At 71.5% G+C, this 15401-nt stretch carries 2 protein-coding genes; both read left to right on the top strand.

Features of this window, described 5'->3' with window-relative positions; translation table 11 throughout:
- The first annotated feature begins 31 nt into the window (after positions 1–31).
- A complete protein-coding gene (locus ACFZP7_RS32415; protein WP_385637606.1) occupies positions 32–10528 on the top strand; it encodes an SDR family NAD(P)-dependent oxidoreductase in 10497 nt (3498 codons plus the stop codon).
- Entirely contained in the window at positions 10525–15387 is a 4863-nt protein-coding gene (locus ACFZP7_RS32420) for a type I polyketide synthase (protein ID WP_385637609.1), read from the top strand. The genes ACFZP7_RS32415 and ACFZP7_RS32420 overlap by 4 nt, the downstream gene beginning before the upstream one ends.
- The last annotated feature ends 14 nt before the right edge of the window (positions 15388–15401 follow it).

The following is a 15401-nucleotide window of genomic DNA, read 5'->3' on the forward strand; positions in this document are numbered from 1 at the left end:
TGCCCGACGCCCCCGGGAGCGGACTACCACCATGCCCAACGACGAAGAACTCCTCGACTACCTGAAGCGGACTGCCTCGAACCTCCAGGAGGCGCGGCAGCGGGTGCACGAACTGGAGGAGAGCGAGCGCGAGCCGATCGCGATCGTGGGGATGAGCTGCCGTCTGCCCGGCGGGGTGAACAGCCCGGAAGAGTTCTGGTCGCTGCTGGAGGCCGGGACGGACGCCGTTTCGGAGTTCCCGAGGGACCGTGGCTGGGACGTGGAGCGGCTGTACGACCCGGACCCGGACGCCCCCGGCAAGTCGTATGTGCGGGAAGGCGGATTCCTCGACGGCGCGGGCCGGTTCGACCCCGCGTTCTTCGGTATCTCCCCGCGGGAGGCCGTGGTCATGGATCCGCAGCAGCGGCTGCTGCTGGAGTGTTCGTGGGAGGCGATCGAGCGGTCGCGGATCGACCCGAAGACCCTGCACGGCAGCCGCGCGGGCGTGTTCGTGGGCTCGAACGGCCAGGACTACGGGACGCTTCTCCTGCGTGCCGACGACCGCTCCCACGCCTACCTCGCCACGGGCGCCTCCGCGAGCGTGCTCTCCGGCCGCATCTCCTACACGCTCGGACTGGAGGGCCCTGCGGTCACGATCAGTACGGCCTGCTCGTCCTCACTGGTCGCCCTCCACCTGGCGGCCCGCGCCCTGCGGGCGGGGGAGTGCGAGCTGGCGCTCGCCGGCGGTGTGACGGTCATGCCGACGACCCGCCTGTTCGAGGTCTTCTCCCGGCAGCGTGGCCTGGCCGGTGACGGCCGCTGCAAGGCCTTCGCGGCCGGGGCCGACGGCACTGGCTGGGGCGAGGGCGTGGGCGTACTCGTCCTGGAGCGGTTGTCGGTGGCGCGGCGGAACGGTCATCGGGTGTTGGCGGTGGTGCGGGGTTCGGCGGTGAACCAGGACGGTGCGTCGAACGGTCTGACGGCGCCGAACGGTCCGTCGCAGCAGCGGGTGATCCGCGCGGCCTTGGCCAGTGCACGCCTGGCCCCCGAGGACGTGGACGCCGTAGAGGCACACGGCACGGGGACATCCCTGGGCGACCCGATCGAGGCGCAAGCACTGCTGGCGACGTACGGGCAGGGCCGGGACGCGGAGCGTCCGTTGTGGCTGGGGTCGGTGAAGTCGAACATCGGTCATGCGCAGGCCGCTGCCGGCGTCGCCGGTGTCATCAAGATGGTCAAGGCGATGCAGGCGGGCACGCTGCCCCGGACGCTGCATGTGGACGAGCCGTCGGGTGAGGTGGACTGGGGCTCGGGTGCGGTGCGGCTGCTGACCGAGGCGCGGGACTGGCCGTCGGAGGAAGGTCGTCTGCGGCGGGCGGGAGTGTCGTCGTTCGGGATCTCAGGCACCAACGCGCACGTGATCATCGAGGAAGCACCGGAAGAGGGGGAGGAACCGGAGAACGACGCGGGTGGTGTGGTGCCGTGGGTGCTCTCCGCGCGGACGGAAGAGGCACTGCAAGCACAGGCGGTGCAACTGAGCGAGTTCGTCGGCGAGTCGAGTCCGGTGGATGTGGGTTGGTCGTTGGTTTCGACGCGTGCGGCGTTCGAGCATCGGGCCGTGGTGGTGGGGCGCGGGCGGGACGAGTTGGTGCGGGGCTTGTCCGAGGTCGCGCAGGGTCGGGGCGTGAGGGGTGTCGCGTCTTCGGCGTCGGGTGGTCTCGCGTTTGTTTTTGCTGGTCAGGGCAGTCAGCGGTTGGGGATGGGGCGGGGGTTGTATGAGCGGTTCCCGGTGTTTGCCGAGGCGTTCGACGAGGTGTGTGGGCGGGTCGGTCCGGGGGTGCGGGAGGTTGTTTTCGGTTCGGATGCGGGTGAGTTGGACCGGACGGTGTGGGCGCAGGCGGGGTTGTTCGCGTTGGAGGTGGCGCTGTTTCGGTTGTTGGAGTCCTGGGGTGTGCGGCCGGGTTGTCTGATCGGGCATTCGGTCGGTGAGTTGTCGGCGGCGTGTGTGGCGGGGTTGTGGTCGTTGGAGGATGCGTGTCGGGTCGTGGCTGCCCGGGCGCGGTTGATGCAGGCGTTGCCGGCGGGTGGGGTGATGGTCGCGGTTCGGGCCGAGGCGGGGGAGCTGGCCGGTTTCCTCGGTGAGGACGTGGTGATCGCGTCGGTGAACGCGCCGGGGCAGGTGGTGATCGCTGGTCCTGAGGGGGGTGTGGAGCGTGTGGTGGCTGCTTGTGGGGCGCGGTCGCGTCGTCTGGCGGTCTCGCATGCTTTTCATTCGCCTTTGGTGGAGCCGATGCTGGGGGAGTTCCGTCGGGTTGTGGAGTCGGTGGCGTTCGGTGTGCCGTCGCTGCGGGTGGTTTCCAATGTCACGGGTGCGTGGGTGGATCCGGAGGAGTGGGGGACGCCGGAGTACTGGGTGCGTCAGGTCCGTGAGCCGGTGCGTTTCGCCGACGGGGTCGCCACGTTGCTCGACGCGGGTGTGAGGACGTTCGTCGAGCTGGGTCCCGCCGGGACGCTCACTTCGATGGTCACCCACTGCGCGGACGCCACCGCCACTTCGGTGACGGCTGTACCTGCCCTGCGCCCCGACCACGACGAGTCGCGGACCGTGTTGAGTGCCGCAGCGTCCCTGTACGTCCAGGGTCACCCGGTCGACTGGGCCCCGCTGTTCCCGCGGGCCCGCACGGTGGACCTGCCCACCTACCCCTTCCAGCACCAGCACTACTGGATGATGAACACCGGAAGTGCCGCCGAGCCGGCGGAGCTGGGGCTCGGCGATGCCCGGCATCCGCTGCTCGGTTCCGTCGTCACCGTCGCGGGGGACGACAAGGTCGTCTTCGCCGGGCGGCTGGCGCTGCGCACACACCCCTGGCTGGCCGACCACACCGTGCTCGACGCGGTCTTGCTGCCCGCTACGGCCTTCCTCGAACTGGCCGTGCGCGCCGGTGAGGAGGTGAGCTGTCCGGTCGTACACGACCTGACGCTGCACCGACCGCTGGTCGTACCCGAGCGGGGCGCCGTGCAGGTACAGATGGCTGTGGGCGCACCGGAAGCCGATGGGCGACGTGAGGTCCGGGTGTACTCCCGCCCCGACGACGACGCGGAGCACGAGTGGACGCTGCACGCCGCTGGACTGCTGGCGTCGGCCGCCACGGCGGAGCCCGCCGTGGCGGCCGGAGCCTGGCCGCCGCCGGAGGCGCAGGCCGTGGACCTCGACGGCTTCTACGCCGGACTCGCCGAGCACGGCTACCACTACGGCCCGCTGTTCCAGGGCGTCCGGGCCGCGTGGCGGCTGGGCGACGACGTTCTCGCCGAGATCGTGCTGCCCGAGGCGGCCGGCGCTGACGCCGCCCGGTACGGCATGCATCCGGCCCTGCTCGACGCCGTCCTGCACGCGGCACGGCTGGGCGCCTTCCGTGAGCGGTCGGAGGAGAAGTACCTGCCGTTCGCCTGGGAAGGCGTGACCCTGCGTACCAGAGGAGCGATCGCCGTACGTGCTCGAATCTCCCGGGCCGGTACCGACGCCATCCGGCTGGACGTCACCGACACCGCGGACCGGCCGGTCCTCACGGCCGAATCGCTCACGCTGCGACCGGTCTCCGCCGGTCAGCTCATGGCCGTCCCGCGCGACTCACTGTTCCGGGTCGACTGGGTTTCCGCGCCCGCCGCGAACGGTCCCGGCCTGCGGCTGGCCCGTGCCGCCACCGTGGAGGCGGCCCTCGCGGCGGACGCCGACATCGTGGTCGTGCCATGCCTCGACAGTGAGGGTCCGCATCAGGCGACGTACCAGGCACTGGAGCTGCTGCAGCGCTGGCTGGCCGCCGACACCGGTACCACCACGCTCGCCCTGCTCACCCACCGTGCCGTGGCGGTCGGCGACGACGTCCACGACCTCCACCACGCGCCTCTGTGGGGCCTGGTCCGCACCGCCCAGACCGAACACCCCGGCTGCTTCCGGCTCGTCGACTCGGACGACCCCGACCCGACGACGGACGTCCTGGCCGCGGCGCTCGCCACCGGGGAACCCCAGGTCGCGATCCGTGACGGCGCCGTCCTGGCCCCGCGGCTGACCGCGGCCTCCGCGCCGCGGGAGCCGGCCGAGTGGGACGCCGAGGGAACAGTCCTCATCACCGGCGGATCGGGCGCCCTCGCAGGGATCGTGGCCCAGCACCTCGTCGCACGTCACGGCGTACGCCGACTCGTCCTCGCGAGCCGCAGCGGCAGGCCCGCACCGGGGGCCGACCTGCTCGACGCCGACGTCACGGCCGTGTCCTGCGACGTCTCCGACCGCGACGCCGTGGCCGCGCTGCTCGCCTCCGTGCCGGACGAACACCCGCTCGCCGCCGTCGTGCACACCGCAGGCGTACTGGACGACGGCGTCCTGCACGCCCTCACGACCGAGCGCATCGACACCTCGTTCGCGGCGAAGGTCGACGGCGCCCGCCATCTCCACGAACTCACCTCCCACCTGGATCTCACCGCGTTCGTGCTGTTCTCCTCCGCGTCGGCCGTGCTGGGCGCCGCCGGACAGGGCAACTACGCCGCGGCCAACGCCTACCTCGACGCGCTCGCCGCCCACCGTCGCAGCAACGACCTGCCCGCCGTGTCCCTCGCGTGGGGGCTGTGGGCCGAGCACGAGGGCATGGCCCGCGGACTCGGTGACGCCGAGCTGACGCGTATTTCACGGATCGGCGTCACCGCGCTGAGCGCGGAGGACGGCATGCGGCTGTTCGACGCCGGATGCGCCGGCGATCAGTCACAGCTCGTGCCGATGCGGGTGGACACCGCGACGCTGCGCGCACGGCGTGACCACCTTCCCGCACCGATGTGGAGCCTGGTCCCCGAGCGGACCCGAGCGGCACGTACACAGCCTGCCGCCTCGCTTCGGGACAGGCTCGCCGAACTGACCGCCCCCGAACGCAAGCGCACGGTCCTCAACCTGGTGCGCAACGCGGTCGCCGACACACTCGGCTACAACGCCGCCGACGGAGTACCGCCCGACCAGAGCCTCGACGCCGCCGGGTTCGACTCGCTCACCGCCGTCGAGTTCCGCAACCGGCTCTCCGCCGTCACCGACCTGCGCCTGCCCGCCACCCTCACCTACGATCACCCCACCCCCGCGGCCATCGCCGAGCACGTCCTGACCCGCCTCACCCTGCTGAAGGAGACCGCCGCCCCGGCCGTCGGCACCGCCCCGGTTCCGGCGCCGACCGAAGACGATGCGATCGTCATCGTGGGCATGGCGGGCCGCTTCCCTGGCGGCGTGCGCACACCCGAAGGTCTTTGGGACCTCGTCCACTCCGGCACGGACGCCATCTCGGAGTGGCCCACCGACCGCGGCTGGGACGTGGAGAACCTCTACGACCCGGACCCCGACGCCGTCGGCAAGTCCTACGTACGGCACGGCGGATTCCTGCACGACGTCTCCGGCTTCGACGCGGGCTTCTTCGGGATCTCGCCGCGTGAGGCGCTGGCGATGGACCCGCAGCAGCGGCTCCTGCTGGAGTGCTCGTATGAGGCCCTGGAGCGGGCGGGCATCGACCCGGCCACGCTCAGAGGCAGCCGGTCGGGCGTGTACGCCGGAGTGATGTACCACGAGTACGCCTCCCGGCTGGGGGCCACGCCCGCAGGCTTCGAAGGCACACTCGGCACCGGAAGCTCGGGCAGCATCGCCTCCGGGCGCATCTCCTACACATTCGACCTCACCGGGCCCGCGGTCACCGTCGACACCGCATGTTCCACCTCCCTCGTAGGCCTGCACCTGGCCGTGCAGGCTCTGCGGGCCGGTGAGTGCGAACTGGCCCTCGCCGGCGGCGTCACCGTCATGCACACGCCCCGCCCCTTCGTCGAGTTCTCCCGCCAGCGCGGCCTGGCCGCGGACGGCCGGAGCAAGGCCTTCGCGGCCTCCGCCGACGGGGTGGCCTGGGCCGAAGGCGCCGGAATCCTTGTCCTGGAGCGGTTGTCGGTGGCGCGGCGGAACGGTCATCGGGTGTTGGCGGTGGTGCGGGGTTCGGCGGTGAACCAGGACGGTGCGTCGAACGGTCTGACGGCGCCGAACGGTCCGTCGCAGCAGCGGGTGATACGTGCGGCCTTGGCGAGTGCCGGGCTGGGTCCGGCCGATGTGGATGTGGTGGAGGCGCACGGTACGGGGACGCGGTTGGGTGATCCGATCGAGGCGCAGGCGTTGCTGGCGACGTACGGGCGGGGGCGTGACGCGGATCGTCCGTTGTGGCTGGGGTCGGTGAAGTCGAACATCGGTCACACGCAGGCGGCCGCGGGTGTGGCAAGCGTGATCAAGATGGTGCAGGCGATGCAGGCGGGCGTGCTGCCGCGGACGTTGCATGTGGACGAGCCGTCGGGTGAGGTGGATTGGGACTCGGGTGCGGTGCGGCTGCTGACGGAGGCGCGGGACTGGCCGTCGGGGGAGGGGCGTGTGCGGCGGGCGGGTGTGTCGTCGTTCGGGATCTCCGGGACGAACGCGCACGTGATTCTCGAGGAGCCGCCGGCGGAGGACGCGCTGCCGGAGCCTGAAGCGGGTGATGTGGTGCCGTGGGTTCTTTCGGCGCGGTCGGCTGAGGCGTTGCGGGAGCAGGCTGCCCGGCTGGCGTCGGTGGCTGGTGGGTTGAACGTGGTGGATGTGGGCTGGTCGTTGGCTTCGACGCGTGCGGCGTTCGAGCACCGGGCCGTCGTCGTGGGAGGCGATCGGGAAGAGCTCCTGGGGAAGCTTTCCTCGGTTTCGGGGGTCGAGGTCGGGGTCGGGGTCGGTGCCGGTGGTGGTGTGGTGTTGGTGTTCGCCGGTCAGGGGTGTCAGTGGGTCGGTATGGGGCGGGAGTTGCTGGGTTCCTCGCCGGTGTTCGCGGAGTCGATGCGGGAGTGTGCGGCGGCTCTGTCGCCGTTTGTGGACTTTTCTGTGGTGGATGTTCTGGGTTCGGCTGGGGAGTTGGGTCGGGTCGAGGTGGTTCAGCCTGCGTTGTGGGCGGTGATGGTGTCGCTGGCGCGGGTGTGGCGGTCGTGGGGTGTTCCGGTTGCTGCGGTGGTGGGTCATTCGCAGGGTGAGATTGCCGCGGCGACGGTGGCGGGTGCGTTGAGTGTGGGTGATGCGGCGCGGGTGGTGGCGTTGCGGAGCCGTTTGATCGCGGAGCGTCTGTCGGGGCTGGGTGGGATGGTTTCGGTGGCGTTGTCGCGTGAGCGGGTGGTGTCGTTGATCGCGGGTGTGCCGGGTGTGTCGGTGGCGGCGGTGAACGGTTCTTCGTCGACGGTGGTCTCGGGTGAGGCCGCGGGGCTGGAGAGGGTGCTGGCCGCGTGTGTGTCGTCGGGGGTTCGGGCGCGTCGTATCGATGTGGATTACGCCTCGCATTCGGTGCAGGTGGAGTTGATCCGTGAGGAGTTGTTGGGGGTTCTGGACGGGATCGTCCCGCGCTCGGGTGAGATTCCGTTCGTGTCCACGGTGACGGGTGAGCGGATCGACACTGTCGAGCTGGGGGCGGAGTACTGGTACCGCAATCTCCGTCAGACAGTGGAATTCCAGTCGGTGGTGGAGGGCCTGGTCGCTCAGGGGTATCGGGTGTTCCTGGAGTCCAGTCCGCATCCGGTGTTGACGGTCGGCATCGAGGAGTCCGCGGATCGGGTCGTGGCGTTGGAGTCGCTGCGTCGTGGCGAGGGTGGTCTGCGGCGGTTGGTGGATGCGGCCGGTGAGGCGTGGGTGCGTGGGGTGCCGATCGACTGGGCGGGGATGCTCGCCGGCGGCCGGCGGGTCGACCTGCCCACCTATCCCTTCCAACACCAGCCCTACTGGCTCGACTCACCACGACACCCTGGCGGAGACGTGACCGCCGTCGGTCTCACAGAGGCCGGTCACGCGTTCGTGCCGGCGGCGGTCGACCTGCCGGACGGGCAGCGGGTCTGGACGGGACGACTGTCGCTTCCCTCCTACCCGTGGCTGGCCGATCATCAGGTGCTCGGGCAGGTGCTGCTCCCCGGCGTGGTCTGGGTCGAACTCGCCCTGCACGCGGGGCACCAGGCCGGATGCGACTCTGTCGACGAGCTCACCCTGCAGTCGCCGCTCGTGCTCGGTGAGTCCGACACCGTACAGGTGAGGGTCGTCGTCACGGAGACCGAAGAGCCCGGCACTCGCACCGTGTCGATGCACTCGCGCCGTGACGACGGCAGCTGGGTGACTCACGCCGAGGGGATCCTCGGGGCGGGCGGGCCGCCGCCGGAGCCGCTGCCGGAATGGCCGCCGACCGGCGCCATGCCCCTCGATGTCGAGGGCTTCTACGACGAGCTCGCGGCGGGCGGCTACCACTACGGGCCTCAGTTCCGCTGCCTGCGGCGCGCCTGGCGTGCCGGTGAGGATCTCGTCGCCGAGATCTCGCTGCCGGAGGGCACCGACGTCGATGCGTACGGCCTGCACCCTGGACTCTTCGACGCGGCGGTGCACAGCGTGGCCTGCGCCCGGACGAACGCGGGGGCTGGCGATGACGGTCCCCGGCTGCCGTTCGCCTTCTCGGACGTCCGGCTCTTCGCGACCGGGGCGACCTCGCTACGGGTCCGGATCGATCCGCAGAACTCCTCGTGGCAGGCGTGGGACGAATCCGGGCTGCCGGTCCTCACCATCGGGCGGCTCGCCGGCCGGCCCGTCGACGCCGATCAGTTCGCCGTGCGGCGGGCGGGCCACCTCTTCCGCGTCGAAACGCGGCACGAAGCCCTGGCCGGCTCGGCCCCCGCCTCCTGGGCGGTCATCGGAGCGGACCCGGCCGGGTACGCCGCAGCCCTGGAGGCCACGGGCGCGCAGGTGACGACGGCTGCCGACCTGGCCGGTCTCACATCGGCACCCGAAGCCGCCCTGTTCACGCTCCCCGGCACAAAGGACGCGGGGGTCACCGAGGAGGTGCCGACCGCTGTCCGGAAGGCGACCGCTCAGGTGCTGGAGGTGCTGCAGGACTGGCTCACCGACGGACGTTTCGACGATGCCCGACTGGTCGTCGTAAGCCGCGAAGCGGAAGACGGCGACCTCCTCCACGGAACGGCGCGCGGACTGCTGCGCGCCGCACAGGCCGAGCACCCGGACCGCATCACCCTTGTCGACCTCGATGCTCATCCCGCCTCGCTCACGGCCCTTCCCGGTTTCGCCCTCGGTCCCGAACCGGAGGTCGTCGTACGCGCCGGAGACGGCAGGGCACCGCGCCTGGCCCGGGCGCAGGCCCCCACCGGAGCGGGCTCACTGGGCACAGGCACGGTCCTGATCACCGGAGGCACGGGCACCCTCGGGGGACTGCTCGCCCGGCACCTGGTGGAGACGCACGGAGTCACCCGGCTGCTGCTGGTCAGCCGACGAGGACCGGCCGCCGACGGCGCGGACCGGCTGCATGCCGAGCTCACCGGGCATGGCGCACACGTCGACATCGTGGCGGCCGACCTCGGCGACCGCACGAGCGTGGCCGCGCTCCTCGCCACGGTCGACGCCGACCACCCCCTGTCGGCCGTCGTGCACGCCGCCGGAGCGCTGGACGACGGCGTGCTCGGCACCCGGTCCGCCGACTGGCTCGACCCGGTCCTGCGCCCCAAGGCGGACGCCGCCTGGCACCTGCACGAACTCACCGCCGAACTGCCTCTGACCGCCTTCGTCATGTTCTCCTCGGCCGCATCCGTGCTCGGCGCGGCGGGACAGGCCAACTACGCCGCGGCCAACGGATTTCTGGACGCACTGGCCGCCCATCGTGCCGCCCGGGGACTGCCCGGGACCTCGCTGGCCTGGGGGCTGTGGGAGCACCGCAGCGAACTGACCCGGCACACGGGCTCCCCCTCCCGCAGCATCGCGGCCGTCGGCGCCCTGTCCACCGCGGAGGCGCTTGCCGCCTTCGACGCCGGCCTGGCCTCCGGGGAGCCGCTGGCGGTGCCGATCCGGCTGGAGTCGACATCCAGTGAGGAGGTACCGCCGATGCTGCGCGGCCTGGTCCGCGTACGCCGCCGGGCCGCCACCGGCACGGAACCCGCGGCGAGCGCGGGCGCCGCGCAGGAGGTCCGGCAGCTGGCCGAGTTGGGCGCCGACGAGCGACAGCGGCGCGTGCAGCGGATCGTGCTCGACACCGCGGCGGCCGTCCTCGGCCATGACAGCCACGACGCCATCCCCCTCACCCGGGGCTTCCTGGAGCTGGGGTTCGACTCCCTGACAGCGGTACGGCTGCGCAACCGGCTCGCCCGCCGACTGGGGCTGCGCCTGCCGGCCACGGTGGTGTTCGACCACCCCAGCCCGGCCGCCCTGGCCGCCCACCTGGTCGAGCATCTCGTGGGCACCGTCGACCCGACCGCGCAGGCCATGGAGCAGCTGGAAGCTCTGCGCCGCAGCGTGCACGGAGCCACACCCGCCGGTGGCCTGGACCGCGCCCTGGTGACCCAACGCCTGACGGCCCTGCTCGACGAAATGCGGCACGTCGACGGCCCCGGCGGCACCGAAGGCCCCGACGGCTCCGGGGACGACCTGGAGAACGCGACAGCGGACGAGATCTACGCCCTCATCGACAACGAACTGGGCATCGGGGGTACGCAGTGAACGGCGACGACAAAGCACTGGCCTATCTCAAGCGGGTGACCGCGGACCTGCGGTCGGCGAGAGCCAGGCTGCAGGAACTGGAGTCCGCCGGCACCGACCCCATCGCCATCATCGGCATGGGCTGCCGTCTGCCCGGTGGCGTGCGCACCCCCGAGGACCTGTGGGACCTCGTGGAGAAGAAGCATGACGCGATCGGCCCCTTCCCCGCCGACCGCGGATGGGACCTCGAGAACCTGTACGACCCCGACCCGGACGCGCCGGGCAAGGCCTACGTCCGCGAAGGCGGGTTCGTCCACGACGTCGCCGGCTTCGACGCGGGCTTCTTCGGAATCTCGCCGCGTGAGGCGCTGGCGATGGACCCGCAACACCGGCTTCTGCTGGAGTGCTCGTGGGAGGCCCTGGAGCGGGCGGGCATCGACCCTTCCTCCCTCGAGGGCACCCGCACCGGCGTTTACACCGGGCTCATGACCCATGAATACGCGACCCGACTGCCCTCGATCGACCAGGAGTTGGAGGGTGTCATCGGCATCGGCAACGCCGGAAGCGTTGCCTCGGGCCGCGTCTCCTACACGCTCGGCCTGAACGGCCCCGCTGTCACCGTCGACACGGCCTGCTCCTCCTCGCTCGTCGCCCTGCACCTCGCCGCCCAAGCCCTGCGCCAGGGCCAGTGCACCCTTGCGCTGGCCGGAGGTGCCTCCGTCATCGCGGCGCCGACCGTGTTCGCCACCTTCAGCCGACAGCGGGGCCTCGCCCCCGACGGCCGCTGCAAGGCGTTCTCGTCCACGGCCGACGGCACGGGCTTCGGCGAGGGGGTGGGCGTACTGGTCCTGGAGCGCCTCTCGGACGCCCGTCGCAACGGACACGAGGTCCTGGCCGTCGTACGGGGCTCGGCGGTCAACCAGGACGGAGCCAGCAGCGGATTCACCGCCCCGAACGGACCGTCCCAGCAGGACGTCATCCGCGAGGCCTTGGCCGACGGTCGACTGACCCCTGCGGACGTGGACGTCGTGGAGGGTCACGGTACGGGGACGCGGTTGGGTGATCCGATCGAGGCGCAGGCGTTGCTGGCGACGTACGGGCGGGGGCGTGACGCGGATCGTCCGTTGTGGCTGGGGTCGGTGAAGTCGAACATCGGTCACACGCAGGCGGCCGCGGGTGTGGCAAGCGTGATCAAGATGGTGCAGGCGATGCAGGCGGGCGTGCTGCCGCGGACGTTGCATGTGGACGAGCCGTCGGGTGAGGTGGATTGGGACTCGGGTGCGGTGCGGCTGCTGACGGAGGCGCGGGACTGGCCGTCGGGGGAGGGGCGTGTGCGGCGGGCGGGTGTGTCGTCGTTCGGGATCTCCGGGACGAACGCGCACGTGATTCTCGAGGAGCCGCCGGCGGAGGACGCGCTGCCGGAGCCTGAAGCGGGTGATGTGGTGCCGTGGGTTCTTTCGGCGCGGTCGGCTGAGGCGTTGCGGGAGCAGGCTGCCCGGCTGGCGTCGGTGGCTGGTGGGTTGAACGTGGTGGATGTGGGCTGGTCGTTGGCTTCGACGCGTGCGGCGTTCGAGCACCGGGCCGTCGTCGTGGGAGGCGATCGGGAAGAGCTCCTGGGGAAGCTTTCCTCGGTTTCGGGGGTCGAGGTCGGGGTCGGGGTCGGTGCCGGTGGTGGTGTGGTGTTGGTGTTCGCCGGTCAGGGGTGTCAGTGGGTCGGTATGGGGCGGGAGTTGCTGGGTTCCTCGCCGGTGTTCGCGGAGTCGATGCGGGAGTGTGCGGCGGCTCTGTCGCCGTTTGTGGACTTTTCTGTGGTGGATGTTCTGGGTTCGGCTGGGGAGTTGGGTCGGGTCGAGGTGGTTCAGCCTGCGTTGTGGGCGGTGATGGTGTCGCTGGCGCGGGTGTGGCGGTCGTGGGGTGTTCCGGTTGCTGCGGTGGTGGGTCATTCGCAGGGTGAGATTGCCGCGGCGACGGTGGCGGGTGCGTTGAGTGTGGGTGATGCGGCGCGGGTGGTGGCGTTGCGGAGCCGTTTGATCGCGGAGCGTCTGTCGGGGCTGGGTGGGATGGTTTCGGTGGCGTTGTCGCGTGAGCGGGTGGTGTCGTTGATCGCGGGTGTGCCGGGTGTGTCGGTGGCGGCGGTGAACGGTTCTTCGTCGACGGTGGTCTCGGGTGAGGCCGCGGGGCTGGAGAGGGTGCTGGCCGCGTGTGTGTCGTCGGGGGTTCGGGCGCGTCGTATCGATGTGGATTACGCCTCGCATTCGGTGCAGGTGGAGTTGATCCGTGAGGAGTTGTTGGGGGTTCTGGACGGGATCGTCCCGCGCTCGGGTGAGATTCCGTTCGTGTCCACGGTGACGGGTGAGCGGATCGACACTGTCGAGCTGGGGGCGGAGTACTGGTACCGCAATCTCCGTCAGACAGTGGAATTCCAGTCGGTGGTGGAGGGCCTGGTCGCTCAGGGGTATCGGGTGTTCCTGGAGTCCAGTCCGCATCCGGTGTTGACGGTCGGCATCGAGGAGTCCGCGGATCGGGTCGTGGCGTTGGAGTCGCTGCGTCGTGGCGAGGGTGGTCTGCGGCGGTTGGTGGATGCGGCCGGTGAGGCGTGGGTGCGTGGGGTGCCGATCGACTGGGCGGGGATGCTCGCCGGCGGCCGGCGGGTCGACCTGCCCACCTATCCCTTCCAACACCAGCCCTACTGGCTCGACTCACCACGACACCCTGCCGGAGACGTGACCGGCCCGGGCGACGACGAGTTCTGGGCGGCCGTGGAGCACGGTGAGGCGACCGAGTTGGCGGACCTGCTCCGGAGGTCGGTGGCGGAGCCGGGGCAGGATCTTCACGCACCCGTCGCGGCCCTGCTGCCGACGCTTGCAGCGTGGCGTCGGGACCGGCAGCGCAGGGCGGCTGTGGACTCCTGGCGGTACCGGATCGTATGGCGTCCGGTCGCCACGCCCTCGTACGACAGGGTGCTGTCGGGGCGCTGGGCTGTCGTCGTGCCCGCCGGTCACGAGGACGACCCCGTCGTCGACTGGGTCTGCTCGGCGCTGCGGGGCCACGGGGTCGAGCCCGAACGCATGGTGCTGGGCCCGCGGGAGAGCCGTTCGGCGCTGGCCACGCGGCTGGCCGCCGATCCCCCCGAGGGCGTGGTCTCCCTGCTCGGACTGAGCGGGGCGGCGCACCCCGACCACGAGGTGCTGCCCAGTGCCGTCGCCGGTACCGTCCTGCTTGCCCAGGCCCTCTCCGACGGCGCCGTACGAGCACCGGTGTGGACCCTGACCCGCAACGGTGTGTCCGCGACGGCGACGGACCCGGATGCTCCCACGCACGCCGCGCAGGTGTGGGCCGTGGCACGGGTGGCCGGTCTGGAGCACCCGGAGGCGTGGGGTGGTCTGCTCGACCTGCCGGACCGTCTCGACGACCGCGCGGCCGCCCGGTTCGCCGCGGTCCTGTCCGCGGGCGAGGACGAGGACCAACTGGCATTACGCGACGCTGGGTTGCTGGCACGAAGGCTGGTGCGTGCCCCCGTTCCGCGCGACGCGGTGACCGCCGGCTGGCAGCCCCGCGACACAGCGCTCGTCACGGGCGGCACCGGCGGTCTCGGCGGGCAGGTCGCCCGCTGGCTGGCGGCCGCAGGCGTACGGCACCTCGTGCTGGTCAGCCGTCGGGGGGCGGAGGCGGAGGGCGCAGACCGTCTGCGCGACGACCTCACCGCCCTCGGCGTACAGGTGACGTTCGGCGCGTGCGACGTCGCGGACCGCGCCGCGCTCTCGGCGCTCCTCGACCGGGTTCAGGCGGACGGCCCGCCGATCCGTACGGTCGTGCACGCGGCGGGCTCCGGTCGCGCCGCCAGGCTGCTGGACACCGACGCCGAGGAGACCGCGGCGGTGCTGCGGGCGAAGTCGGCCGGAGCCCGGAACCTGCACGAACTCCTCGATGACGTGGACGCGTTCGTGCTGTTCTCCTCCGGAGCGGGTGTGTGGGGAAGCAGCGCCCAGGGCGCCTACGCGGCGGCCAACGCCTACCTGGACGCGCTGGCCGAACAGCGCAGGGGCCAGGGGCGGCCGGCGACCTCCGTCGCCTGGGGCGCCTGGGCCGGTGACGGCATGACAGCCGCCGCCGGCGAGGAATGGTGGAGCAGGCAGGGTCTGCGGTTCATGGCCCCTGAGGCCGCCCTCGACGCGCTGCGCCAGGCCGTCGACCGCGCCGAGAGCACGCTCGTCGTCGCAGACATCGACTGGAAGACGTTCGCTCCCCTCTTCACGTCGGCCCGCAGCCGCCCCCTCATCACCGACATACCTGAAGCCCGCCCCGAACCGAGGCCGGAAGGCGCGGACCAGCCTACGCAGGGCCTCGTGGCCAAGCTGGCGGTGCTGTCCGCGGACGAACGGCGGCGCGCCCTGCTCGCCGAGGTGCGGGCGCAGGCAGCGGTGGTGCTCGGCCACCCCGGCGCGGACGCCGTACCGGTCGACCGGCCGTTCCGCGAGCTCGGATTCGACTCCCTCAGCGCGGTGAAACTGCGCAACAGGATCGTTGCTGCCACCGGGCTCGAGCTTCCGGCCACCCTGGTCTTCGACCACCCCACGTCCACGGCGCTCGCCGCCTACCTGGGCGCCCGGCTCGGAATCGACGGCGCCCCCGCGGGGTCCACTCTGCTGGAAGACCTCGCGCGGCTCGAGTCCACCGTCGCCACCCTGACCGCGGCACCTCTCGCAGAGACCGTGCCGGACGCCCGGGACCGCGCGGCGCTCACCACACGGCTGCGGGCGTTGCTGGAGCGGTGGGACCAGGCCGATGGCGAGGACCAGGCCGCCGCCCGAGAAGAACTCGACGATCTGAGCGACGACGACCTCTTCGACTTCATCGACGCGAAGTTCGGCCGTTCGTGACCTCGGTCGGCCGC

It is taken from the genome of Streptomyces sp. SudanB5_2050 (assembly GCF_964272335.1).
In the GTDB taxonomy this organism is placed as follows: domain Bacteria; phylum Actinomycetota; class Actinomycetes; order Streptomycetales; family Streptomycetaceae; genus Streptomyces; species Streptomyces rochei.

Excerpts from the sequence above, each read along its gene's own strand:
- ACFZP7_RS32415 (WP_385637606.1), top strand. The coding sequence starts at position 32 with ATGCCCAACGACGAAGAACTCCTCGACTACCTGAAGCGGACTGCCTCG.